The 25,228-nt window shown below is 68.9% G+C and carries 16 protein-coding genes, 1 tRNA gene, 2 pseudogenes and 2 riboswitches; of the genes and pseudogenes, 13 read left to right on the top strand and 6 right to left on the bottom strand.

The window, feature by feature from the left end; genetic code table 11:
* Positions 1–13: 13 nt before the first annotated feature.
* The gene (locus WJ35_RS10605) at positions 14–310 is read left to right on the top strand and encodes a flagellar protein FliT (protein ID WP_069239129.1); all 297 of its coding nucleotides are present in this window, start codon (positions 14–16) and stop codon (positions 308–310) included.
* Positions 311–531: 221 nt separating this feature from the next.
* Here WJ35_RS10605 and WJ35_RS10610 read toward each other — a convergent pair whose 3' ends face one another.
* From WJ35_RS10610 to WJ35_RS10620, 3 genes are all read right to left on the bottom strand, one after another.
* Positions 532–3,018: a tetratricopeptide repeat protein gene (locus tag WJ35_RS10610; protein WP_069239130.1), complete on the bottom strand. Its 2,487-nt coding sequence runs from the start codon at positions 3,016–3,018 to the stop codon at positions 532–534.
* Positions 3,015–5,213 carry a tetratricopeptide repeat protein gene (locus WJ35_RS32565; RefSeq protein ID WP_069239131.1) on the bottom strand — a complete coding sequence of 733 codons (2,199 nt, stop codon included), beginning with the start codon at positions 5,211–5,213 and terminating at the stop codon, positions 3,015–3,017. Before WJ35_RS32565 ends, WJ35_RS10610 begins: the two co-directional genes overlap by 4 nt.
* A 256-nt stretch (positions 5,214–5,469) precedes the next feature.
* Complete coding sequence (locus WJ35_RS10620; protein WP_069239132.1) at positions 5,470–7,257, bottom strand: tetratricopeptide repeat protein; 1,788 nt, start codon at positions 7,255–7,257, stop codon at positions 5,470–5,472.
* Between the two features lie 372 nt (positions 7,258–7,629).
* Here WJ35_RS10620 and WJ35_RS10625 point away from each other — a divergent pair, with 372 nt between their 5' ends.
* The 6 genes from WJ35_RS10625 to WJ35_RS10650 are packed head-to-tail and all read left to right on the top strand — an operon-like array spanning position 7,630 to position 15,775.
* Positions 7,630–8,415, top strand: a complete 786-nt coding sequence (locus WJ35_RS10625; RefSeq protein ID WP_060234738.1) for a TylF/MycF/NovP-related O-methyltransferase — start codon at positions 7,630–7,632, stop codon at positions 8,413–8,415.
* A complete protein-coding gene (locus WJ35_RS10630; RefSeq protein ID WP_060234737.1) occupies positions 8,412–9,797 on the top strand; it encodes an NAD(P)/FAD-dependent oxidoreductase in 1,386 nt (461 codons plus the stop codon). Before WJ35_RS10625 ends, WJ35_RS10630 begins: the two co-directional genes overlap by 4 nt.
* Positions 9,794–10,516, top strand: coding sequence for a WbqC family protein (locus WJ35_RS10635; RefSeq protein ID WP_088580121.1), 723 nt, complete (start codon positions 9,794–9,796; stop codon positions 10,514–10,516). The genes WJ35_RS10630 and WJ35_RS10635 overlap by 4 nt, the downstream gene beginning before the upstream one ends.
* A 10-nt stretch (positions 10,517–10,526) precedes the next feature.
* Complete coding sequence (locus WJ35_RS10640) at positions 10,527–11,174, top strand: class I SAM-dependent methyltransferase (protein ID WP_060234736.1); 648 nt, start codon at positions 10,527–10,529, stop codon at positions 11,172–11,174.
* Positions 11,175–11,222: 48 nt separating this feature from the next.
* Positions 11,223–12,380, top strand: a complete 1,158-nt coding sequence (gene rffA / locus WJ35_RS10645; RefSeq protein WP_060234735.1) for a dTDP-4-amino-4,6-dideoxygalactose transaminase — start codon at positions 11,223–11,225, stop codon at positions 12,378–12,380.
* A gap of 2 nt (positions 12,381–12,382) precedes the next feature.
* Positions 12,383–15,775, top strand: a complete 3,393-nt coding sequence (locus tag WJ35_RS10650; RefSeq protein WP_069239133.1) for a glycosyltransferase family protein — start codon at positions 12,383–12,385, stop codon at positions 15,773–15,775.
* 70 nt (positions 15,776–15,845) lie between these two features.
* Here WJ35_RS10650 and WJ35_RS29895 read toward each other — a convergent pair.
* A pseudogene (locus tag WJ35_RS29895) lies at positions 15,846–16,626 on the bottom strand (TIGR04222 domain-containing membrane protein); the annotation flags it as partial.
* 282 nt (positions 16,627–16,908) lie between these two features.
* Here WJ35_RS29895 and WJ35_RS10655 point away from each other — a divergent pair.
* Positions 16,909–17,334, top strand: a complete 426-nt coding sequence (locus tag WJ35_RS10655) for an RICIN domain-containing protein (RefSeq protein ID WP_041493721.1) — start codon at positions 16,909–16,911, stop codon at positions 17,332–17,334.
* 413 nt (positions 17,335–17,747) lie between these two features.
* On the opposite strand, the gene WJ35_RS10660 is transcribed toward WJ35_RS10655, so the two are convergent.
* Positions 17,748–17,823 (bottom strand) — tRNA-Arg (locus WJ35_RS10660).
* Between the two features lie 250 nt (positions 17,824–18,073).
* Between WJ35_RS10660 and WJ35_RS10665 the strand changes: the two genes are divergently transcribed.
* Positions 18,074–18,964 (top strand): c-type cytochrome, encoded by an 891-nt coding sequence (locus WJ35_RS10665; protein ID WP_060234712.1) that lies wholly within the window; start codon positions 18,074–18,076, stop codon positions 18,962–18,964.
* 82 nt (positions 18,965–19,046) lie between these two features.
* Here WJ35_RS10665 and WJ35_RS10670 read toward each other — a convergent pair whose 3' ends face one another.
* A complete protein-coding gene (locus WJ35_RS10670; RefSeq protein ID WP_010093066.1) occupies positions 19,047–21,137 on the bottom strand; it encodes a UvrD-helicase domain-containing protein in 2,091 nt (696 codons plus the stop codon).
* 374 nt (positions 21,138–21,511) lie between these two features.
* Between WJ35_RS10670 and WJ35_RS10675 the strand changes: the two are divergent.
* The 4 genes and pseudogenes from WJ35_RS10675 (at position 21,512) to gcvH (ending at position 25,188) form a co-directional block, all read left to right on the top strand.
* Positions 21,512–22,568, top strand: a pseudogene (locus WJ35_RS10675) (oxidoreductase).
* 147 nt (positions 22,569–22,715) lie between these two features.
* On the top strand, positions 22,716–23,123 hold the full coding sequence (locus WJ35_RS10680; RefSeq protein WP_060234794.1) for a hypothetical protein: 408 nt from the start codon (positions 22,716–22,718) through the stop codon (positions 23,121–23,123).
* 109 nt (positions 23,124–23,232) lie between these two features.
* Positions 23,233–23,335: riboswitch (glycine riboswitch) on the top strand.
* Positions 23,336–23,366: 31 nt separating this feature from the next.
* Positions 23,367–23,500: riboswitch (glycine riboswitch) on the top strand.
* Positions 23,501–23,584: 84 nt separating this feature from the next.
* Entirely contained in the window at positions 23,585–24,703 is a 1,119-nt protein-coding gene (gene gcvT, locus WJ35_RS10685; protein WP_010093063.1) for a glycine cleavage system aminomethyltransferase GcvT, read from the top strand.
* A 104-nt stretch (positions 24,704–24,807) separates the two neighbouring features.
* Positions 24,808–25,188, top strand: coding sequence for a glycine cleavage system protein GcvH (gcvH, locus tag WJ35_RS10690; protein WP_060234711.1), 381 nt, complete (start codon positions 24,808–24,810; stop codon positions 25,186–25,188).
* Positions 25,189–25,228 lie beyond the last annotated feature (40 nt).

The following is a 25,228-nucleotide window of genomic DNA, read 5'->3' on the forward strand; positions in this document are numbered from 1 at the left end:
TCGGAGCCGAACCATGACGATCGACACCCTGTCCCGCGCATTCGACCTGACCCGTGACATGCAGTCGGCAACCGACGCGCGCGACTGGGCGCGCGTCGCGGCCCTCGCCGACGAACGCTCGCCGTTGCTGATGAGCCTGTCGCGCGACCAGACGCCGGACGTGCTGGACCTGGTGCGGCAGATCATGACGATCGACGCGTCGATCGCGGAGCAGGCGCAAGCGGACCATCACCGTCTGACTGCGGAATTTGCGCAGTCGCAGGAACGCATCAAGGCCGCGAGCTTGTACCAGAAGACGGGCATGCTGTAACCGGCAGGCCGTCTGGTCTGTACCGATGTCGAACCACAAGACGCCGCCAGTCGAGCGGACCGCTGTTGCCGTACCGTCGAGCCGCTTCAGTGCGGCTTTTTTTTCGCCGGCACGCGGGGCGCGAGCGGGATCGCGCCGGTCACCCAGTAGCGCTCATTCGGCCGGCACACAAAGCGTCGGTTCGAACGTCGCTTCCAGCCGCGCCCCGCCCCGCTCGCGCGTCACGCGTCCGCGGGCGCCGTCTCGCCAGCCGCGTAGCTGGCCCACATGCCGTGCAGCGCATCCTCGAGGTTGCGCGCAAAGCGCGCCGCATCGCACAGCGGCGACGCCAGCGTGCGCTCGCGCAGGGTCGCCCGCAGTGTCGCCAGCCGGTCGCGGTCGCGCGCGAACGCGACCGCCTTCGCGAGGTACGCCGCTTCGTCGTCCGCGATCCATTCCGCCATCCCCGCCGCATGCAGCAGGCTTTCGCAGATGTGCGTGACGAACCGGCTGCCCTTCATCCCGAGCACCGGCACGCCCATCCACAGCGCTTCGGCGCTGGTCGTGCCGCCCGGGTACGGGAACGGGCTGAGCGCGATGTCGATGCGGTTGTACGCGCCGAAGTATTCCGCGCGCGGCGAACCGCCCTCGAGGATCAGCCGGTCCGCGCCGATGCCGTGCCGCGCGAAACGGTCGAGCGTCGTCTGGTTCTGGTCGCCGGAGCCGAGTTCGTGCGCCTTCAGCAGCAAGCGCGCGTCCGGCAGGGCGTGCAGGATGCGCGACCACAGCGCGACGACGGCGTCGCTGATCTTGGACAGCTTGCCGAAGCAGCCGAACGTGACGCCGCCGTTGGCCACCATCGGCAGCGCTCCGACCGCGACGTCGTATGGCGGCGGCGTGAAGCACAGCCAGCTGTCCGGCAGCCGCCACGGCTTCTCGACGAAGTGATGCTCCTCGTCGGCCGGCAGCGTATGTGCGTCGCCGATGAAATAGTCGATCGCGCGGCAACCGGTCGTCGCGAAGAAGCCGAGCCAGCTTGCCTGCACCGGCGCGGGCTTGTGCGCGAAGATCGGCAGGCCGCTCCAGTTGGTGTGGCCGGCCATGTCGATCAGGATGTCGATGCCGTCGTCGCGGATCACCTCCGCCGCCTGCTCGCGGGCCAGGCCGGTCACCTTCTTCCAGCTCGCGAAGCTCGGCTTGAGCCGCGCGGTCACGTCGTCCTCGGCGACGAAGGTCACGTAGGCATGCGGCTCGATGCGCGACCGGTCGATCCGCGCGAGCACGCTTTCCAGGAAGATGCCGACCGGGTGCTGCCGCAGGTCGCCGGACACGAAGCCAACGCGCAGCGGCCGCCCCTGCGCCTGCGCGACGCGCTGCCCGCGGTCGTGCTCGAACGGTTTGGCGTCACGCGCGAGATGCTCGCCGTAGCTGCGCGCCTCCGCGACCCATTGCTCGGGCGTGAACGCGGGCGACGTCGTCATGTTGAACATCATCCGCGAATACGCGCGATGCAAGTCGTAGCGGATCGCTGCGCGGAACGCATCCATCGCGCCGGCAAGATCCCCTTTCGCCCACAGGATGTCGCCGAGCGTCATCTGGATCCGCAAGGGATCGATGCCGAGCTCCCGCGCGATCTCGTAATGCTTCGTCGCCTCGTCGAGCTTGTCGAGCCGAAACAGCACGGCGGCGAGGTTGTGATGCGCGTCGGCATCGTCGGGGTTCAGGTCGACTGCGTGCCGGTGGCTCAGCTCCGAGGCGGCGAACATGTTGAGGTTGTGATACGCGAAACCGAGGAAGTTGTACGCGTCGGCCAGTTCGGGATCGAGCTCGATCGCGCGCCGGCACAGCTGCACCGCCTGCCCGAATTCGCCCTGCTGGCTGCGCAGCTCGCCGAGCCAGGCCCACGCCCGCGCATGCTCCGGGTCGATCGCGATCGCCTGCTCGAACAGCTCGGCCGCCTTGCCGAAATCGCTGATGCGCTGCTGCAGCCTTGCCAGCACGCAATGCGCATCCGCGTCAGCCGGCTCGAGTCCCTCGAGCGCATGTTCGATCGCGCCCAGCGGATCACCGGCCGCGAGCAGCGCCGCGCTCAGCCCCTGGTGCGCGACGCGAAACCCCGGCTGCAGCGCGATGGCATGCCGATAGGCATCCGCCGCGGCATCGTGTTTTTCCTGCGCGCGCAGCGCGTTGCCGAGATTGTTGTACGCCTGCGCGTACTGCGGGTCGTGCGCGACCGCCTTGCCGTAGCTCGCGGCCGCCGCTTCGTGCTCGCCCAGGTCATGCAGCGCGTTGCCGAGGTTGTTGTACGCCTCCGCATAGCCGGGACGCAGCTCGATCGCGCGCGCGCAGCTCGCCATCGCGGCCGCCGGGTCGCGCGCATCGCGCAGCGCGTTGCCGAGGTTGTTGTGCGCCTCCGGATAATCCGGCCGCAGCGCCACCGCGCGGCGATAGTGCGCGATCGCGTCGTCGAGCCGACCGCATTCGCGCAGCATGTTGCCGAGGTTGTTGAAGTACGACGCGTCCGGCCGCTCTACGAGCGACTGCTGCATCAACATGATCCCCGCGTCGTACTGCTTGAGCTGGCACGCGAGCAGCCCAAGGAAATGCAGCGCGTCCGGCTGACCCGGCTGCGCGGTGAGAATCGCGTCGTACAGCGCCTTCGCTTCCGCGAGACGCCCGGCCTGATGATGCGCGAGCGCAGACTGCAGAGTGTCGTGGATATCGTTCATGCTTCGTTTGCCGTGTCCGTATAGCGTTGCCACATGCCGAGGAACGCCGCTTCGAGATGCGCCGCGAACCGGCGCGCGTCGCACAGCGGCGACGCGAGCAGCTGGGCGCGCAGCCCCGCGCGCAGCGCCGCGAGCCGCTCGCGGTCGCGCACCGCGTCGATCGCCTTCGCGAGATAGGCGTCCTCGTCGTCCGCGATCCAGTCGCCCATCCCCGCCGCGTGCAGCATGCTCTCGCAGATGTGCGTGACGAACCGGCTGCCCTTCATGCCGAGCACCGGCACGCCCATCCACAGCGCTTCGGCCGTGGTCGTGCCGCCCGGGTACGGGAACGGGCTCAGCGCGACGTCGATGCGGTGGTACGCGGCGAAATAGTCGGCGCGCGGCGTCGCGCCCTCGAATTCGAGCCGGGCCGCGTCGATGCCGTGCCGCGCGAAGCGCGCGATCGTCGCGTCGCGCACGCTCGCGCGGTCGAGCTCCTGCGCCTTGAGCAGCAGCCGCGCCGCCGGCAGTTCATGCAGCAGCCGCGACCACACGCGCACGACGTCGTCGCCGATCTTCACGAGCTTGCCGAAGCAGCCGAACGTCGGATGGCCGCGCGCCGCCATCGGCAGCGGACCGGCCGCGACGTCGTGCGCCGGCGGCGTGAAGCACAGCCAGCTGTCCGGCAGCCGCCATGGCTTCTCGACGAAGTGATGCGCCTCGGCGTCCGGCAGCGTGCAGGCATCGCCGATGAAGTAGTCGATCGCGTCGCAGCCGGTCGACGCGAAGAAGCCGAGCCAGCTCGCCTGCACCGGCGCGGGCTTCCAGCCGAACACGGCGAGCCCGCTGTCCTGCGTATGGCCCGCGAGGTCGACGAGGACGTCGATCCCGTCGTCATGAATCATCCGCGCGGCCGCGCCCGGGGCGAGCCCGGCGATCGAGCGCCAGCCTCCCGCATGCGGCTTCAGCCGCGCGGTGATCGCGTCCTCCTCGTCCGACGTCACGTAGACGCGCAGGTCGATGCGCGTGCGATCGAGGTGCGCGAGCACGCTTTCCAGGAAGATGCCGACCGGGTGCTGGCGCAGGTCGCCCGACACGAAGCCGACGCGCAGCGGCCGCCCTTGCGCGCGCGCGGCCCGCTCGCGCGGATCGTGCGCGTAGCGCGTCGATCGCGCGGCCAGGTGCCGGCCGTAGCGCCGCGCATCGTCCAGGTAGTCGGCGGGGCTCACGCACGCGGACGCCGCCGCGCTGAACAGCAGCCGGCCCAGCACTTCGGCCGCGCCGTCGTCGGCGTCGTCGCGCATCAGTGCAAGCGCGTCGCGATACGCGGGGACCGCCGCGTCGACGTTGCCCTGCGCGCGCAGGATGTCACCGAGATTGACGTGCATCGATGCGCTCGGCGCGCCGCCGTCCAGCGCGCGCCGGCAATACGCAAGCGCCTCGTCGAGCCGGTTCAGCTTGAGCAGCACGACCGACAGGTTGTGGCACGCGCCGGCGTCCGCCGGATTCAGTGCGACGGCCTTGCGATAGGCGGCCTGCGCCGCGTCGAGTTGCGCCAGCCCGTGATAGGCGTTGCCCGCGTTGTTGTGCGCGTCGCCGAGGTCCGGCGCGAGCCGGATCGCGTCCAGCGCATGCGCGAGCGCTTCCGCGTAGCGCATCTGCCGGCGGCGCACGCCGCTGAGGTTCGCGTGCGCGACCGCCATCGACGCGTCCAGTTCGATCGCGCGTTCATAGTGCTTGGCGGCGCCATCGAGGTCGCCCAGGTCTTGCAGCGCGTTGCCGAGATTGTTGTACGCCTGCGCGTAATCGGGGCGCAGCTCGATCGCGCGCGCACTGCTCGCCATCGCCGCCGTCGGTTCGCCCGCGTCGCGCAGCGCGTTGCCGAGGTTGTTGTGCGCCTCCGGGTAGTCGGGCCGCAGCGCCACCGCGCGGCGGTAGTGCGCGATCGCGTCGTCGAGCCGGCCGCATTCGCGCAGCATGTTGCCGAGGTTGTTGAAGTACGACGCGTCCGGCCGCTCGACGAGCGAGCGCTGCATCAACATGATCCCCGCGTCGTATTGCTTGAGCTGGCATGCGAGCAGCCCGAGGAAATGCAGCGCGTCCGGCTGGCCCGGCTGCGCGGTGAGAATCGCGTCGTACAGCGCCTTCGCTTCCGCGAGACGCCCGGCCTGATGATGCGCGAGCGCAGACTGCAATGCCTGAGCGGTTCCGTCCATCTCGTCTGCCCTGCTCAATACGGATGAGTCGCATACGCAGTCGATCGGCGACCGTCAGATGTCCGATCGTGACGGGCGAGGTCGCGATCCCTTCGCGACCTATCGCGACCTATCGCGGCCTATCGCGGCGACGATGCCGCGCGCCGCCAGGTCGGGGGAACGTCAGGTCGGCCGGCGCGCTGCTCGGCGCGACGTCCGCCGTGTTCCGCTTGCCGCCGACGCGGCATCGTCGGCGCACGTCACGCCGTGACCGACCTCACGCGGACTCGACCGGCGCGGCGTCGACGCGGCGCGCCCACATCGCGTGCAGCGCGTCCTCGAAATTGCGGGCGAAGCGGGGCGCATCGCACAGCGGCGACGCGAGCACCTGCGCGCGCAGCGTCGTGCGCAGCACCGCCAGCTCGGCCGGCTTGGCCGTCTGCGCGACGGCCTTCGCGACGTACGCGTCGTCGTCGTCAGCGATCCACTCGGGCAGCCGCGCCGCATGCAGCAGGCTCTCGGCGATGTGCGACAGGAACCGGTCGCCGCGCCGGCACAGCACGGGCACGCCCATCCACAGCGCTTCGGCGGTCGTCGTGCCGCCCGGGTACGGGAACGGGCTCAGCATCAGGTCGACGCGCCGGTACGCGGCCAGGTACTCCGCGCGCGGCGAGCGGCCTTCGAGGATCAGGCGCGACGCATCGATGCCGTGCGCCGCGAAGCGCGCGGCGAGCGCCTGCTGTTCGCGCGGATCGTCGAGATGCTCCGCCTTCACGAACAGCTTCGCGCCCGCGACCGACTGCAGCACGCGCGACCAGACCGCGACGACGCGATCGGTGAGCTTCGCGAGCTTGCCGAAATAGCCGAAGGTCGGATGGCCGTTCGCGAGCATCGGCAACGCGCCGACGTCGACCGCATCGGCCGGCGGCGTGAAGCACAGATAGCTGTCCGGCAGATGCCACGGCCGCTCGGTGAAATGCGCGGCCTCCGCGGGCGGCAGTACGTGGCGATCGCCGATCACGTAGTCGATCGCGCGCACGCCGGTGCTCGCGAAGTAGCCGGGCCAGCTCGCCTGCAGCGGCGCCGCCTTCCACGCGAACAGCGGCAGGCGGTTGTAGATCGTGTGGCCCGATGCGTCGAGCAGCACGTCGATGCGGTCCGCGCGGATTCGCGCGGCCGCCGCCTCGTCGCTCAGGCCGGCGAGGCAGGTCCACGTCGAGAAAGTCGGCTTGATGCGGGCGGTGACGTCGTCCTCGACGTCGCGCGTCGGGTACGCATGCATCTCGATCCGGTTCGCGTCGAGATGCTTCAGCATGCTCTCGATGAAATAGCCGACCGGATGCGACTTCAGGTCGCCCGACACGATGCCGACCTTGAGCGGCCGCCCGACGCGGGCGGTCAGGTCGACGAGCCAGTCCGTCCACGGCTTCGCGCGGCGCGTGACGAGTTCGTCGTAGCGGGCGGCCTCGGCGAGATACGCGTCATGGTCGAATGCGTCGCCGTAGTGGCTCGCGAACAGCAGGTTGCTGCGCGGCTCCGGCAGTTCGGGGTGCAGCGCGATCGCGTGCTGGTATGCCTCGAGCGCGGCCGGGATCTCGTTCAGGTCGAACAGCGCGTTCGCAAGGTTGTTGTAGGCCTTGGCGTTGTCCGCGTTCAGCGAGATCGCCTTGCAGAACGAATCGACGGCCGCGCGGGCGTCGCCGGCGAGCCGCTGCGCGTTGCCGAGGTTGTTGTACGCGTCGACGTAGTCGGGCCGCAGCTCGATCGCGAGGCGGAAGCACTCGGCGGCGGCGCAATGGCGGTTGTCCGCCTGCATCACGTTGCCGAGGTTGTAGTAGTAGATCGCCTCGGGCTTGACCTCGATCGCTGCCATGATCAGGTTGGATGCCTCCTGATAGCGCCCGTACTGGTGGCCGATCAGGCCGAGGAGGTGGAGCGCGTCCGCGTGCCGGGGATCGGTCTCGAGGATCTGCCGGTACAGGGTCTCGGCCTCTTCGAGGCGGTCGGCCTGATGGTGCGCCAGCGCGTGCTCGATCGTGGCGGTGGCGGGGGAGGTGGGCATCATGAGATCTGTCGTCCTGCTAGGGTCTGTTCACGCTGGTAACGGGCTTGCGGACGTGCGGCGCCGCGCACGGACAGTCCCCGACGTGTCCGAATTCTCTCCGCGCGCGCCGCGTTCCAATCCGGCGATCAGGCGCCGGAATTGGTCGTAATTCCCGCGACTGCAAGCCCGCCGAAATCGTCGCCGAACACCGCGCATCCATCGAAATGCGGGGTGAAATGGGCCGCTAATCCGACATTCGATCCTGACGGCGGTCGATAGACTTGATCGCAGAAAGATGTCCGACTTGCGACATGCGGACGGCCGCGCATCCAGATGCCGGCGCAGCGCTCACGCGTTCGTCCGGTCTCACCCTTTGTGCCTGGAGCCTTGTGTATGCACGAATCAGCGATCATCACCAACGCAGACGGCGATCAGCTCGCGGCGCGCCGCGAACTGTTCGACCTGATGCAGACCTATCCTGCGACGCGCGAGGAACTGGAACGCTCGCTCGGCCTGTTCGTGCGCGGCTCGCTGCTCGCGCGCATCCTGGCGACGTTCGAGGTGTACCAGCGGATCGTGCCGCTGCCGGGCGCGATCCTCGACATGGGCACGTGGCGCGGGCAGACCGCCGTGCTGTGCGAGAACTTCCGCGCGATTCTCGAGCCGCTGAACTTCCAGCGCCGCATTCACGCATTCGATACGTTCACGGGCTACACGGGCTTTGCCGAGAACGACGCACGCGACCGCAAGCTGTTCTCCGACGGCACGTACTCGCTGTCCGGCGAGTACGCCGACCTGCTGCGCAAGCTGCTGAGCCTGCACGAGCGCAACAACGCGATGGGGCACGTGCATGACAAGCACCGCGTGTGGGAAGGCGACTGCCGCGACACGCTGGCGGCGTTCGACGAAGCGCATCCCGGCGAGATGGTCGCGCTCGCATGGTTCGACCTGAACGTGATCGAGCCGACCCGGCACGCGTTCGAAGCGGTGATGGCGCGGCTGGTGCCCGGCGGCGTCGTCGCGTTCTGGCAGCTCACCCGCGGCGGCCAGTTGCCGGCCGAAGGCATCCATTACCTGCGCGACCTGCTCGGCAATCGCCCGCACCAGATCCACAAGGCGGCGGCATACCCGTCGCTCTGCTACCTGTCGTTCCCCGAAGGCGGAGGCGCACGCAAATGAAGATCGCCATCCTCGGCAACGGCATTCTCGGCCTGATGACGGCCCGCGCATGGCAGCAGGCCGACCCCGGCGTCGAGCTCGTCATCGTCGGCCACGCGCATCGGCCCGGCTCGGCAACGCGTGCGGCGGCGGCGATGCTCAACTCCTTTACCGAGCTGGAAGGCGACTCGCTCGGCACGCCGATCGACCGCTTCAAGTTCGAACTGAGCCGCGCGGCGACGGCGGCGTGGCCCGCCGTGTTCGCCGAGATCTGCACGCCGGAGCGCGCGGTCGCGCACGGCTTCGGCACCTTCGTGCTGAACAACGCGGCGACCGACGCGCTCGACGACGAGAACTTCGCGGCCATGCAGCGGTTCTGCCGGGAATTCGAGGAGCCCTGCGAGGCGGTCGATCCGTCAGGCATCCCGAACTATCACCCCGACCCGCGCTATCGCGCGCTGAAGGCGGTGTTCCTGGAGCGTGAAGGCTGGGCCAATCCGAAGCAGTTTCTCGACGCGCTGACGGCGTCCGTCGCGCAGGCCGGCAACGCGCGCTTCATCGACGCCGAAGTCGAGCGGCTCGACACCGCCGGCGGGCGCGTCGTCGCGGCGCGGCTGTCCGACGGCAGCGTGCTCGGCGCGGACCGCTTCATCCTCAGCAACGGCGCCAACCTGACGCGCGTGCTGCAGGCGAGCCTGCCCGAGCTGCCGGTGCAGCGGATGTTCTACGGCATCGGCATGTCGGTCGAGCTGCAGAGCGCGGAGAACGTGCACACGCACTGCGTGCGCACGACCAACCGCGGCCTCGCGTGCGGCGTGTATTCGGCGCCGTACGGGCCCGACCGCACGCTGGTCGGCGCCAGCAACTACATCAGCCCGGTGCCGCACGAGCACGGCCATGCCGGCAGCGCGTACACGCTGCTGAAATCCGCGATGGACCAGATCAACACCCGCTTCTCGCGCGCGAACCTGGTCAACGTCAACGTCGGCTGGCGGCCGACGACGTCCGACCTGTATCCGCTGTTCGGTGAAACCAGCGTGCGGGACCTGTGGATACTCGGCGGGACCAAGCGCGACGGCTTCCACCTGTCGCCGGTGCTGTGCCGCGACCTCGTCGCGGCGATGCGCGGCCAGCCGATCGATCCGCGCTACGCGGAACTCGCGCCCGAGCGAAAGCTGATCCGCAACATGACGCGCGAGGCCGCGATCGCGAAGACCGTGCGCCATCAGATCAATGCGGCCTACCAGCACGATTTCGTGCCGGCGAGAAACCGCATGGTCGAGCAGCTCCAGAACACGATGCGCGCGGACCTGGAAGCGCTGCACGACAGGCTGGGCGCGACGGACTGGGGCATTCCGCCCGAGCTCGTCGACATGTACCGGTACGGCCACATCCCGGCATGAGCGTCACGCACATGAACCGCGATGCGAAGCGGGTGGCGATCGTCCAGTCCAACTACATCCCGTGGAAGGGCTACTTCGACCTGATCGCCGCCAGCGACGAGTTCATCCTCTACGACGACGCGCAGTACACGCGCCGCGACTGGCGCAACCGCAACCAGATCAAGACGCCGCAGGGCGTGCAATGGCTGAGCGTGCCGGTGAAGGTGAAGGGCAAGTATCACCAGTCGATCCGCGAAACGGAAATCGACGGCGCCGACTGGGCGCCGCTGCACTGGAAGCGCCTGCAGCAGAACTACGCGCGCGCGCCGCACTTCGAGCGCTACGCGGACGAGCTCGAAGCGCTTTACACCGGCCGCACGTACGGGATGCTGAGCGAGCTGAATCGCGCGATGCTGACGTGGGTTCTCCGGCAACTGGAGATCGACACGCGCGTGTCGTCGTCTTCGGACTACGAACTGCACGGCGACCGCACCGAGAAGCTGCTGAACCTGTGCGTGCAGGCGGGCGCGACCGAGTACCTGTCGGGCCCGGCCGCGCGCAGCTACCTGGACGAGAAGCTGTTCGCCGACGCCGGGGTCGCGGTGCGCTGGTTCGACTACCCGGCCTATCCCGAGTATCCGCAGCAGTGGGGCGACTTCGTCCACGGCGTGACGGTGCTCGACGTGCTGTTCAACTGCGGTCCCGACGCGCGCCGGTACGCGCTGACCTCGAAAGCGTGAGGTGATTCACATGAGCGAAACCCCGCATGCAAGCCTGCTGCAGGAAGTGGCCGCGTACTACAGCGCGCGGCTGGCGGAGCACGGCGCCACCGCGCGCGGCGTGGACTGGAACGGCGAAACCGGCCAGTTCCTGCGCTTCGAGCAACTGACGAAGATCCTGCCCGCGTCCGGCGGCCACTCGGTGAACGACATCGGCTGCGGCTACGGCGCGCTGGTCGATTTCCTGAAGGCGCGCGCGCTGCCGGACGGCTTCACGTATGCGGGCAACGACATCTCGTCCGACATGGTCGACGCCGCGCGGCAGCGCTACCGCGACGACGCGAACGTCGCGTTTCACGTCGGCGCGACGCCGCAGGCCGCGTCGGACTACGGGATCGCGTCCGGCATCTTCAACGTCAGGCGCGGTCACGGCGACGACGCGTGGCTCGACTACCTCCACGCAACGCTCGACACGCTGCACGCGACGAGCCGCCGGGGCTTCGCGTTCAACTGCCTGACGTCGTATTCCGATCCGCCGTTCATGCGTCCGGACCTCCTGTATTACGCCGATCCGTGCGCGCTGTTCGATCGCTGCAAGCGCCGCTATTCGCGCCAGGTCGCGCTGCTGCACGACTACGGCCTGCACGAATTCACGATCCTCGTCCGCAAGGACGCCTGAGCGCGCCGCGCGGCCGATCGTCCCAACCCCTTACCGCGGAGCCTGACCATGTTCGGCCCACCCAATCTCGACAGCATTCCGTTCGGCCGCCCGTTCGTGGTCGGCAAGGAGCTCTACTACATCGCGAAAGCGGTCGAGCAGGGCGGCCTCGCCGGCGACCAGGCGTTCACGAAGCTCTGCCACCGCTGGCTGGAAGCGCGCATCGGCTGCCGGCGCGCGCTGCTCACGCACTCGTGCACGGCCGCGCTGGAAATGGCCGCGATCCTCGCCGACGTGCAGCCCGGCGATGAAGTGATCATGCCGTCCTACACGTTCGTGTCGACCGCCAACGCGTTCGTGCTGCGCGGCGCGACGCCGGTGTTCGTCGACATCCGCCGCGACACGCTGAACCTCGACGAGACGCTCGTCGCCGCCGCGATCACCGAGCGCACCCGCGCGATCGTGCCGGTGCACTATGCGGGCGTCGCGTGCGACATGGACGTGATCGGGCAGCTCGCGGCGGACCACGGGCTGTGGGTGATCGAGGATGCCGCGCAGGCGCTCCAGTCGACGTGGAACGGCAAGCCGCTCGGCAGCCTCGGCCACCTCGCGTGCCTCAGCTTCCATGAGACCAAGAACGTGATTTCCGGCGAAGGCGGCGCGCTGCTGGTCAACGACCCGCGCCTCGTCGAGCGCGCGGAGATCATTCGCGAGAAAGGCACCAACCGCAGCCAGTTCTTCCGCGGGCAGGTCGACAAGTACACGTGGGTCGACGTCGGCTCGTCGTTCCTGCCGGGCGAGCTGATCGCGGCGTTCCTGTACGCGCAGTTCGAGCACGCGGACGTGATCACCGCGCAGCGGCGCGCGACCGTGCAGCGCTACCAGGACGCGCTGCAGCCGCTGCACGCCGACGGGCTGATCGAGCTGCCCGCGATTTCGCTCGCCGAGCGCGGCAACGGCCACATGTTCTATTTCCTCGCGCGCAACCTCGCCGAGCGCACCGCGCTGCTGCAGCAGATCCGCGCGCTGGGCGTGAACGCCGTGTTCCATTACGTGCCGCTGCACAGTTCGCCGGCCGGCCAGCGCTACGGGCGCCGCGGGTCCGAGCTGCCGGTGACGGACCTCGTCGCCGACCGGCTCGTGCGGCTGCCGCTGTACCACGACATGACCGAAGCCGAACAGGACCGCATCCTCGACGTGGTCTTCGATTTCTACCGCACCCGATAACGATGACGATTCCGACTTCCGGCCCGACGCACCGCGGGTCGCGCATCTTTGCGCGGCTCGACCACCCGTACTACGTCTGCGCGCCGAAATTCCGGCAGACGTCCGGCGGCATCCGCGCGATGCACTACCTGTGCCACGTGCTGAACCTGCTCGGCCACGAAGCGTACGTCAACACGGATGGCGTGCACCCGGACCTGCGTACGCCGCGGCTGACCAACGACATCGCGCAGGCGCACGCCGACGCGCATCGCAGCCCGATCGCCGTCTATCCGGAAATCGTCTCCGGCAATCCGTTCGGCACGCGCTGCGTTGCGCGCTATCTGCTTGCCGAACCCGGCCGCATCGAGGGCAACGCGATCGACCTGCAGCCGAGCGACCTCGTGTTCACGTTCGGGCCGACGCTGGTGCCCGCGGGATGGCAGGCGGACCTGCTGCGCATGCCGCTGGTCGACACGCGCATCTTCAACAGCGACGGCGTCGACGACGCGCGCCGCAGCGGCACGGCCGTCTTCATCAACCGGCACCTGGTGCGCGGCGGCAGCCTGCATCCGGTCACCGCCGATTCGATCGAGATCTCGAACCGCGTGCCGGAACGCTCGGCGCACGAGCTCGCGGCGCTGTTTCGCCAGGTCGAATGCGTGTACATGTACGAGTGGTCGACCGCCGCGTTCGAGGCGCTGCTGTGCGGCTGTCCGGTCGTCTGCATCCTGAACGACGCGTCGATGCCGAAGGCCGAGCGCTGGGTGATGGACGGCAAGGGCATCGCGTGGGGGCTCGACGAAGAGGAGATCGCCCGCGCGAAGGCCACCGTTCACGACGCGCGCGACGCGTACCTGCAGGAAGAGGAAACGTTCTGGCGGCAGTTGCAGAACTTCGTCGAACGGACCCAGGCCCACGCGGACACGCTGGATGCGCAGGCCGTCGCAGCGGGCGCGGCCGCCCAAGGGCAGTCGGCATCCACGCCGCGCTCGTGCATCGCGGTCGTGACCGCCGAGCCGGCTGCGCACGCGCGCGCCAGCGTGCGCTTCGTGCAGCCGTTCGCGAGGTTGGAGCGCGAATGGGAGCTGAGCTTTCCGGTCACGCACGCCGGCCTCGATGCGGACGCGCTGCAGCGCGCCGACCTGATCGTGCTGCAGGGCGACACGCCGGGCCTGCTGTCTCCGGCTGCGCTGGAACAGCTGTTCGCGCTCGGCAAGCCGGTCGTCCACGAGATCGACGCACCGCTCGACGCGCTGCTCGCCGGCGCGCCCGCGGCCGCCGACAACGCGCGCCGCAACACGAACATCCGCTACGCCGCGCAGCGCGCGCATGCGCTCGTCGTGCCGTCGGCGGATCTGGCCCGGCAGTACCGGCAGGTCAACGCGTCGGTCCATGTGCTGCCGACCGACATCGATGTCGAGCGGCTGTACCGCGCGGCGCCCGGCGTTCGCGACCACGTGAACCTCGCGGTGTCCGGCGCCGGGCTCGACGGCCCTCGTCTCGAACAGGCCCGGCTGGCGCTGGCCGAGCTGCGCCGCCGGTATCCGGGCAAGCTCCGCGTGTCGTTCGTCGGGCCGGCGCTGCCGGCCGGCTGGGACGGCGATCCGGACGTCACGCTGATCGCAGAGCCTGCCGCTTACGACAGCTACGCCGACGCGCTGAAGCGCGCGGGGCTCGACCTCGCGCTGGTCGCGTCGCCGCTCGCGCTGCGCGACGACGATCCGCCGCGCGAATGGCTCGAATACTCGGCGGCCGGCGCGGCCACCGTGCTCGTCGCCGCGCCCGCCACGGCGCTCATCGCCGCGCCCGCTGAAGGCAGCGCGATCGTCCACGGCCGCACCGGCTGGCTCGTCGCCGACACCGCCGACGCGTGGGTCGACGCGATCGCGCACCTGATCGAGCATCCGCAGGCGCGCGCGCAGCTCGCCGCCGCCGCGCAGGATGCGATCCGCGCGCGGCACGACGTCGGCCGCAACGCCGCGCGCCACGGCGCGCTGTATGCGCGGCTGCTGGAGCAGAACCGGACGCCGGCGCCCGTCGCCGCGAGCGCGGACGCCGCGCCGCGCCGCAAGCGGCTCGTCGTGTACTCGGTCGAGCCGCCCGAAGGCGCGTCGGCGCGGATTCGCCTCGTGCAGCCGTTCGACCGGCTGCGCGACGAGTGGGAGCTCGTCTGGGGCATACGCGACGGCCGGATCGACAGCAGCGTGCTGGCCGACGCCGACGCCATCCTGCTGCAGCGGATGACGCCCGGCATACTGACCGGCAACGACCTGTACACGATCTTCAAGCATGAGAAGCCGGTGATCTACGACACCGACGACCTGCTGACCGACCTGCCGGCCGCACATCCGCTCGCCGCGCAAGGCGCGATGGCCCGCGCGGGGATCGAGTTCATGCTGCGCAACGCCAGTGCCGTGATCGTGTCGACGCCGTTCGCCGCGAGCCGCTACCGGATGGAGACCCCCCGCATCCACGTGCTGCCCGACAGCGTGGACTTCGTCCGCTTCTACCGCCCCGTGGCGACGCGCGGCGACGACTGCGTGACGATCGGCATCGCCGGCGCGGCGCTGCGCGCCGACAACTTCGCGCTCGTCGATGCGGCGCTGCAGGCGATCTGCGCGCGCCATCCCGGCAAGGTCAAGGTGTGCTTCGCCGGCCCCGGCGCTCCCGCCGGCTGGGCCGCGCACCCGGCGGCCACGTTCGAGCCCGCGCTGCACGACTACGACGCGTACGCGCAACGCCTGAAGGAACAGCGCTGGGACATCGCGCTGCTGCCGCTCGCCGACGATGACTACCACGCCGGCAAGAGCACGATCCGCTGGCAGGAATACGCGGCGGCGGGCATCGCCGCGATCGTCAGCGACCGGCCCGCCTATCGCTTCGCGCTGAACGACGGCTGCGACGGCCTGCTGGCCGCGGATGCGCGCGAGGCCTGGATCGACGCGCTCGACCGGCTGATCGCGAACCCGGCGCTGCGCCGCGGGCTCGCGCGCACCGCGCAGGCGAAGGTCCGCAAGCATCACGCGCTGCAGCAGGCGCTGCCGCGCCATGGGCAGGTGTATCGGCAGTGCGTCGACAATGGCGCCGTCGCCAGCCAGCCCGCCCGGCAGGATGCGCCGATTCCGGGCGCGCTGATCCTCGACGCCGAAGGCGACCTCGACAAGGTCCGGCTGAGCCTGCAGGCCGTCGCGACGCGGCCGGAACAGGATCTGCTGGCGGTCGTGCTGACCACGTCGCAGGCGCCGCTGCCCGAGTGGACCGACAAGGTGCGCTACCTGCACGCGGCCGCGCACGACTACCCGGCCACCGTCGAGCAGCTCTGCGCGCTGCCGGCGTTCGACTGGACGCTGATCGTCGAGGCGGGCGACGGGCGTGCCGCGCAGGCACGAACGCCCGCCGATGCCGCGATCGCGTAGTTCGGCGCGCGCCGAGCCGCTTGCCTAACGCTGGCGGCCCGGCGCGCTATCCCGGCAGCGCGCCCTATATTCAGCTGCTCGAACAGCCGCCGCAACTGCTCGAGCTGCATGAACTCGACGAACTGCACGCGCTCGACGCTCCGCAGGAACTCGAACTGCTGTCCCCGGCATCCGAGTCGGACGAACCGCTCGATCCGCCGGTTTTCGCGGCGACGACGGGCGGCGGCGCCATCAGCGCGTCCAGATGCTCGGCCCACACGGTGCCGGCGAGCGCACCGGCGCCGAACAAGGCGGCCGTCCACAGCAGCCCGTCCGGGGTCGCGCGGTCGCCCTGGCGTTCGTTCCGGTGCGCGTCGAGCGCCGCCGCGCCCGATGCCGGGCAGGCGGCCGACCACGAAGTGGTACGCCGCCATGAACGCCGCCATGAAGATCATCAGCAGCAGCACCGGCCGGCCGCGGCTCAGGCCGATCGCGAGTTTCACCGCCCCCGCGCCGAGCACGAGCAGCAGGATCGCGCGCGCGGCGCGCTCGCCCGACGGGCCGACGCGCGGTTCGGCGCGCTGCGCCGGGGCGTCGGCGGGCACGACCGGCTCAGCCACGCGGCACGGCCAGATCGCCGCGGGCGGCTCGCAGCCGAACAGCCGCCGGTAGCTGTCGAGCGTCTGCCGGTATTGCTGTTCGTACTTCGCGGCCTCGTCGGGCGCGCCCGCGCCCGGCACGTGATGCAGCGGCGCGCGCAGCACGTCGGCGCAGAACACGCTCCAGTATTCGCGCGTGTATTGCAGGTGCAGGTGCCATGCGGCGTCGACCGCGTGCGACGGCGTGACCGGATGGCCGGCCGCCTGCGCGAGGATCCAGATACAACAAATCAAACGAAACACGAAATTATTTCAAAAATACATAAGCATTAAATTGCACCAGAACCAATTAATTCGGCGCGACCATACGAAATAAAACGCCGAGCGAAAAAATCACTCGGACTGCAAACCAAAATAACCCCGTCAAATCTGACAGATAGGAATTTTGCAACCACCGCCTAATATTCTTCTGCCGACCCGATTCAATTTCGGCCACACTACCCCCAAAAAAACTACGGGGATAGCCGTTAACAAAATGATTAGAAGAGGGCAAAAATGGGTGTTTATATCATTGAATATGGTCAAGATACCAACTTCGTGCTCGCCGTCCAGGACCAAATGCTGGGCTCGTCGGTCGTAATCAAGAACAAGAAAGGGCTCGCGCCGCGATATGCCTTTTGGGATGTCGACTTCGACAGCGGCGTCATTTCGCTCAATTCGAGTGGCGGCGGGATTGCGATCGGTGCAACGCCGATCGCCGCCGAATCCTATGCGAAGCTCGCCCTTCGTCAGGATGCGATACATTTCGATTTCTTCCTGCATCCCGGCTACCTCATGGTCGATGTCAATCCGCCCCTGTGCCTCGACGTCAAGGACCGCAGAATTGCCGACGGGACGCCGACGTGGCTCTACCCGTACAACGGCTCGCCGGCTCAACAGTGGAATCTCATCCCGCTGCGCAACCTCAACGCGTTCGAATAAGACGCCGATCGAGGTCGACAGGCTCGTAGCGAGCCTTCCAGACCTTCGTCGCTCGAGCGCCGCTCGAGTCTGATCACGCCGTTGATACTGAAGCCCGCGGACCAGGAGTTCGCGGGCTTTTTCGTCGTGATCTGTCCCGCCACAAGCGAATACACGTGCTCTGCGCCGCGCGCGGGGCATCGTCGTTGCATGGATGATTGGCTGACCTGAACCGGCACGTTGAGAGCCTGCTTCGCGAAGACACGTGTTCGAAGCCGATCACGATGCCCGCCGTGTGGGCGTGGAGTCTGGCGGTCTCCCGACGACTGGATGTCGCGCTGCAAACGGCCGAGCTGGTGCCGATGCTAGCTGCAACTTAGCTGCAACGGGTCTGCACGACGAAGGGAGGAAACCGCTGAGAGTCTTGCTAGACTTGGCGCGCCCGGCTGGGATCGAACCAGCAACCCCTGCCTTCGGAGGGCAGTACTCTATCCATTGAGCTACGGGCGCCTGTGTGACCGTGGAGCGACCCCAGACACCTGGCCGGCCACGAATGGCAAGACGGCAAGGATACCCGGTTTCCCATGACGCGTCCACCATGCCGGCAAATCGCCCGCCGGGCGGCGATCGTGCGGGTAAACACGCGCCGCCGCGCCGCTCGCCGTGATGTAAACGTTCCGTCTATAATCGTCCTGCTTCTTTTCACAGCCATTTTGCCGTTGCACCGCTCACAATTCCTATTCACGGAGACGAGGCAAGCATGAGCGAAGCACCCCACCAATCTCCCATCAAGACGCCCCGGCAGCTGATCGCCCTCATCGTCGCGTCGTTCGCGGTTCCGATCGCCCTCATCGTCCTGTTCGCCACCTACGCCAACGTCGCGTTCCGTTCCGGCGCGGGCACCGACGCGCTGTCCGACGAACAGGTGGCCAAGCGCATCGCGCCGCTCGCGCAGGTCGACGTGAAGGACGCCAACGCGCCACGCACCTACAAGACGGGCGAGGCAGTCTACAAGGCCGTGTGCGTGACCTGCCACGGCACGGGCGCTGCGGGCGCGCCGAAATTCGGCAGCAAGGACGACTGGGCGCCGCGCATCTCGCAGGGCTTCGACACGCTGCTGAAGACGGCGCTGGCCGGCAAGGGCGCGATGCCCCCGCGCGGCGGCACGAGCCCGGACGACTACAGCGACTACGAGATCGCCCGCGCGATCGTCTACATGGCGAACAACGACGGCGCGAACTTCCCCGAGCCCGCCGCGCCGGCCGCCAACGCGGCGGCGGCTGCCGGCGCCGCGCCCGCGTCGGGCGCCGCCGACGCCGCGAGCGCGCAGATCGCCGCCGCGCAGGCCGCGATCGCCGCGATCCCGAAGGCGGGCGAGAAGCCCGCGGCCGCGCCGACCAGCGCCGACGCCGCGTCCGCCGGCAAGGCGCTGTACGCGCAGGTCTGCCAGGCCTGCCACGCGACCGGCGTGCTGAACGCGCCGAAGTTCGGCAACAAGGCAGACTGGGCGCCGCGCCTGAAGGAATCGATGGACACGGTCTACAACTACGCGCTGCACGGCAAGGGCGCGATGCCGCCGAAGGGCGGGTCGACCGCGTCCGACGCCGACGTGAAGGCCGCTGTCGACTACATGGTCAACGCGGCGAAGTAACGCCCGGCCCAACGAAAAACCCCCGCGCTGCGACAAGCATCGCGGGGGTTTTGTCTGGCCGTCCGTCACGCGGCGGCCGCGATCACTTCTGCAGCAGCGCCTTCAGGCTCGCGAGCCGGTCCTTCGGCGTCATCGGCGCTTCCTCCGGCGCGGGCGGCGGCGCGTCGTCGAGGCCCATTTCGGGGATGAAGCGCGACGGCTCGCAGACCACCGTCTCGCGCGCCCGCTTGCGCTTCTTGCACCAGTTCAGGTGCAGGCTGCGCTGCGCGCGCGTGATCGCGACGTACATCAGCCGGCGCTCCTCCTCGATCCGCTCGCTGTCGATCGGGCCGTCGTCCTCGCTGCCGCCGCGGTGCGGCATGATGCCCTCCTCGACGCCGACCAGGAACACGTGCGGATACTCGAGCCCCTTCGACGCGTGCACCGTCGACAGCCGCACCGCATCCGGGTCCTCCTCCTTGCCTTCGAGCATCGACATCAGCGCGACGGTCTGGATCAGGCCGAGCAGGTTCTTGCCGGTGTCGGCGAGCCCGTCGGCGTTGTGGAAGCCCTCCGCCTCGCCGTCGACGGCCTCCGCCGCCTCGGGCTTGGTGCCCTTGCGCTTCAGCCATTCGAGGAATTCGAGCACGTTCTGCCACTTCGACTGCGCCTGCCGCTCGTCGAACGCGTCGTACAGGTAGGCCTCGTAGTGGATCGCCTCCATCATGTCGTCGAGCACGACGGTCGCGGGGTCCTTGTCCGCGCGCTCGGTCAGGCGCTGGATGAAATCGCAGAACATCCGCAGCGGCTCGACCTGGCGCGCGGACAGCCGCGCCTCGATGCCGCCCATGTACACGGCCTCGAACAGCGACACCTTCGCCTGCCCCGCGAACGAGCCGAGCGCTTCCAGCGTCGTGTTGCCGATGCCGCGGCGCGGCGTCGTGATCGCGCGGATGAACGCGGGATCGTCGTCGGCGTTGGCGATCAGGCGCAGGTACGCGCACAGGTCCTTGATCTCGGCCTTGTCGAAGAACGACTGGCCGCCGGACAGCACGTACGGAATGCGCTCGCGCCGCAGCACCTGCTCGAAGATCCGCGCCTGGAAGTTGCCGCGATACAGGATCGCGTAGTCGCGGAACTGCGCGCGCCGCTCGAACTTGTGCGCGGACAGCCGGAACACGACCGATTCGGCCTCGTGCTCCTCGTCGTTGCACGGCGTGACGGTGATCGAGTCGCCCATCCCGTGCTCGGACCACAGCTTCTTCTCGAACAGCTTCGGGTTGTTCGCGATCACGTTGTTCGCGGCGGTGAGAATGCGCACCGTCGACCGGTAGTTCTGCTCGAGCTTGATCACGTGCAGCTTCGGGAAATCCTTGCCGAGCTGCGCAAGGTTCTCGAGCGTCGCGCCACGCCAGCCGTAGATCGCCTGGTCGTCGTCGCCCACCGCGGTGAACGCCGCGCGCGGGCCCGCGAGCAGCTTCAGCAGCTCGTACTGGCACGCGTTGGTGTCCTGGTACTCGTCGATCAGCAGGTAGCGCAGCTTGTTCTGCCAGCGGTCGCGCACCTGTTCGTTGCGCGCGAACAGCTCGGCGGGCAGGCGGATCAGGTCGTCGAAGTCGACCGCCTGGTACGCGTGCAGCGTCGCGACATAGTTGCGGTAGACGAGCGCGGCCTGGTGCTCGTCCTCGTTGGCGGCGATCGTCATCGCCTCCTCGGGCATGATGAGGCCGTTCTTCCACAGCGAGATGGTGGTCTGGATCTTGCGGATCAGGCCCTTGTCGGTCGTGCCGATCTGCTCCTGGATCATCCCGAAGCAGTCGTCCGAATCCATGATCGAGAACTGCGGCTTCAGGCCGACGTGCTCGGCCTCCTGGCGCAGGATCTGCACGCCGAGCGAGTGGAACGTGCAGACGGTGAGCTGGTTCACCGGCACCTTGCGCCCTTCCTTGCCGGGCGTCGTGAGCGTCTTGCCCTCGAGCAGCTTCGACACGCGCTCGCGCATTTCGGCGGCCGCCTTGTTGGTGAACGTGACGGCGGCGATGTGGCGCGGCTCGAAGCCCTTGGCTTCGATCAGGTGCGCGATCTTCTGCGTGATGACGCGGGTCTTGCCGCTGCCCGCGCCGGCGAGCACGAGGCAGGGACCGTCGAGATAGCGCACCGCTTCGTTCTGAGCGGGATTGAGGCCTGCGGACATGGTTGCGGATGGTGTTGCGGTTGACGGCGGAACGCCGGGAGGATGCCGCGCGCGGGGCGCCAGGTCGGGCATGCGGACGCACGGGCAGGACGCGCATGTTAACACGGCCGCGGCGGCGAATTCCGGAGCCCCGTCGGGCGGGGCTGTGCGGGCGGACGGGCGCATGCGCCCCTGTCCGTTCGGCCAATTCGGCTACGCGCGGCGGCGATTGCGCGACAATGAGCGGCCGCGGGCCATTGCCCCCTCTATATACCCATGTGCGCGAGCGCAAAAATCGCGCCGGATTCCAGACCGCCGTCGTGCCAAAATAGCCGATCGTCATCGCGCCGCCACGGTGCGCCGTCCTCACGTTTCGCTTGTTGCCAAGGAATGCCATGTCGTCATTGCTCAGGATTGGTTTGATGGGTTTCGGATTCGCCGGCGCGACGTTCCACGCGCCGGTGATCGCGGCGAGCGGCCGCACGCAGGTCGCCGCGATCGCCACCGGGCAGCCGGACCGCGCGCGGGCCGCGTATCCGGATGCCCGCATCGTGGCCGATCTCGACGCGCTGCTGGCCCTCGACGACATCGAGTGCGTGGTGATCGCCACGCCGAACGACACGCACTTCCCGCTCGCGCGGCAAGTGCTGGACGCGGGCCGCCACGTCGTCGTCGACAAGCCGGTGACGCTGACGTCCGACGAGGCGCTCGCGCTCGCGCGCCTCGCGAACGCCCGCAGCCGCGTGTTCGCGCCGTTCCACAACCGCCGCTGGGACGGCGACTTCCTCACCGTGCGCCGCATCGTCGAATCCGGCGAGCTCGGCCGCATCACCTATGTCACGTCGCATTTCGACCGCTTCCGGCCGCAGGTAGGTGCGCGTGCGCTGGCGCGAGGAAGCCGCGCGCGGCGGCGGCCTGCTGCTCGACCTCGGCCCGCACCTGATCGACCAGGCGCTCGCGCTGTTCGGCCTGCCCGATACGGTGAGCGCGACCGTCAAGACCCGCCGCGACAACGGTTCGGCGCCCGACTTCGTCCACGTGCAGCTCGGCTACCCGGACAAGGACGTCGCGCTGCACGCGAGCGCGCTGTCGGCGATCGAGCCGGCGCGCTTCACGCTGCACGGCACCCGCGGCAGCTACCAGAAGTTCGGGCTCGACACGCAGGAAGACCAGCTGAAGGCCGGCCTCACGCCAGACGACGTCGAGTTCGGCGGCGGCAACCCGCCAGGCGTGCTGCGCGTGCTCGACGGCGACGTCGAAACCGAGCGCCCGGTGCCGACCCTCGACGGCCAGTACGCGGAGTTCTACCGCGCGCTCGCCGCGTCGATCCGCGAAGGCGCGCCGTTCCCGGTCACGCCGCAGGATGCGGTCGACGTGATGACGATCATCGAGCTCGCCGCGCAAAGCGAGCACGAAGGACGGCGCCTGCCGTTCGTGCGCAAGATCGTCTGAGCGGCCCGAGCCGGCCGGCCCGCGTCGCGCCGGAACAATCGGTTACAAATGGCGCGGGAACGAAAGTCAGCGGTGCTCCTGTCTGATGCGTTTCTCGAAAAAGTCGATCCGACACCAAACCGACACCACACCGTCAGGAGAATGTTGATGCAACGGTTGATTCGCGCGGCAGTGTGCTGCGCCCTGGTTTCCTCGCTCGCGGCCTGCATCGTGCAGCCGCAGCAGCGTCGCCCGGCGCCTCCGCCCCGCCCCGCCCCGCAAGTCAATCCACCGGTGATTCCTCAACCGAGCCCGCAACCCAGCCCGCCGCCCGTCGGCTACGAGCGGATGCAGCAGATCCAGAACCGGATCGACAACCTGGGCCGCCGGATCGACGCGCGCGTCAACGGCGGCTATTACGCGCCGCCGCAAGGCGCCGCACTGCATCGCCGGCTCGACGTGATCCGCCAGGAATCGGCCGACATGGCCTCGCAGCACGGCGGCGGCCTGTCCGGCGACGAGCAGCGCGTGCTGAACCAGGAACTCGACACCGCGGCGCGCGCAATCGGCGAGTGACGCCGGCCGCGGCCGGACGAAAATTCGCGGCGGCGCCGTGCCGCCGCTTGTCGCGAAGCGACACATATTTGCCCAAATTGACAAGGGTTCCTGGCTCGCGTACAGTCGCCCGCACGCGTCGGGAGAGCGCGTGGCCGCGTTGCTGAACGCCGGTCGCGCCGCCGAAGGGGCACACCCGCAAACTCTCAGGCAAAAGGACCGGCCGCGTCGAAGCATCCCGCCTGCGCACGTTGCAGGCCGCGATCTTCGCACTCTGGAGAGCGGCAGTAGCCCGCTGCGCGAATGCAGCGCGGGCAGGCTGCCCACCGAAGGGGCGCGCGTTCGTTGGGTCCGGCCCGCGACGCAATCTCTCAGGTATCGAGGACAGAGGGGCATGTACAGCACCGCCCGCCGGCCCAAGGCCGCGGCGGTCGGCACAACGCCGTATTGTCCCGCGCGCAAGCGCCTTGCCTGAGGCCTCGATGACTGCACTGAAACATACCCCGCTCAACGCCGCGCACCGCGCGCTCAACGCCCGCATGGTCGACTTCGGCGGCTGGGACATGCCCGTCAACTACGGCTCGCAAATCGAAGAGCACCAGGCCGTGCGCACCGACGCCGGCATGTTCGACGTGTCGCACATGTGCGTCGTCGATTTCACCGGCAGCCGCGTGCGCGCGTTCTTCGAGCATGCGGTCGCGAACAACGTCGGCAAGCTCAAGACGCCCGGCAAGGCGCTCTACTCGTGCCTGCTCAATCCGCAGGGCGGCGTCATCGACGACCTGATCGTCTATTACTTCACCGAGGAATTCTTCCGCGTCGTCGTCAACGCCGGCACCGCCGAGAAGGACATCGCGTGGTTCAACCAGCTCAACGAGCAAGGCGGCTACGGCGTCACGATCGCGCCGCGCCGCGATTTCGCGATCGTCGCCGTGCAGGGCCCGAACGCCCGTGAAAAAGCCTGGGCGACGATCCCCGCCGCGCGCGCCGCGACGAGCGAGCTCAAGCCGTTCAACGCCGCGCAGGTCGCGGGCACGCCGTTCGGCGACCTCACCGTCGCGCGCACCGGCTACACCGGCGAAGACGGTTTCGAGGTGATCGTTCCGGCCGTCCACGTCGAAGCACTGTGGAACGCGCTGCAGCAAAACGGCGTGCGCCCGTGCGGGCTCGGCGCGCGCGACACGCTGCGCCTCGAGGCCGGCATGAACCTGTACGGCCAGGACATGGATGAAACCGTTTCCCCGCTCGACGCGGGCCTCGCGTGGACGGTCGACCTCACGGCGCCGCGCGCGTTCGTCGGCCGCGACGCGCTCGAGCGCGACGGCGCGCGCGCCGCGTTCGTCGGCCTGATCCTGCAGAAGGAGAACGGCAAGGCGGGCGGCGTGCTGCGCGCGCACCAGAAGGTCGTCACGCCGCACGGCGAAGGCGAGATCACGAGCGGCACGTTCTCGCCGTCGATGCAGGAGTCGATCGCCTTTGCACGCGTGCCCGCGGCCGTGCAGATCGGCGACACCGTGCAGGTGCAGATTCGCGACAAGCAACTTCCCGCGCGCGTGGTAAAACTGCCGTTCGTGCGCAACGGCAAGGTCCTCGCTGCGTAACGACCGAAGGGCCGGGCGGCATGGCGCCCGGCGAAACGACACCCGGCGCGTCCGCGCGGCGCGCCCGAACGAAGAATCACACCCTTTCTATTCAGGAGCATCCGATGAGCAACGTCCCGGCCGATCTGAAGTACACCGACGAACACGAGTGGATCCGCACCGAAGCCGACGGCACGCTGACGATCGGCATCACCGATCACGCGCAGAGCACGCTCGGCGACATCGTCTTCCTCGAACTGCCGCAAGTCGGCAAGCAGGTGAAGGCAGGCGACGCGGTCGGCGTCGTCGAGTCGGTGAAAGCCGCGTCGGACATCTACTCGCCCGTGACGGGCGAAGTGGTCGCCATCAACACGGACGCCGCCGATTCGCCGGAAGAGGTGAACAGCGACGCGTACGACACGTGGCTCTTCAAGATCAAGCTCGCCGCCGGCGCATCGACCGACAACCTGCTCGACGCAGCCGCCTACGCGAAGCTGGTCGGCTAACCCAACTACTCACGAATCGCGCGGCGCGCCGGCCCGGCAG

Source organism: Burkholderia ubonensis (assembly GCF_001718695.1).
GTDB lineage: Bacteria > Pseudomonadota > Gammaproteobacteria > Burkholderiales > Burkholderiaceae > Burkholderia > Burkholderia ubonensis_B.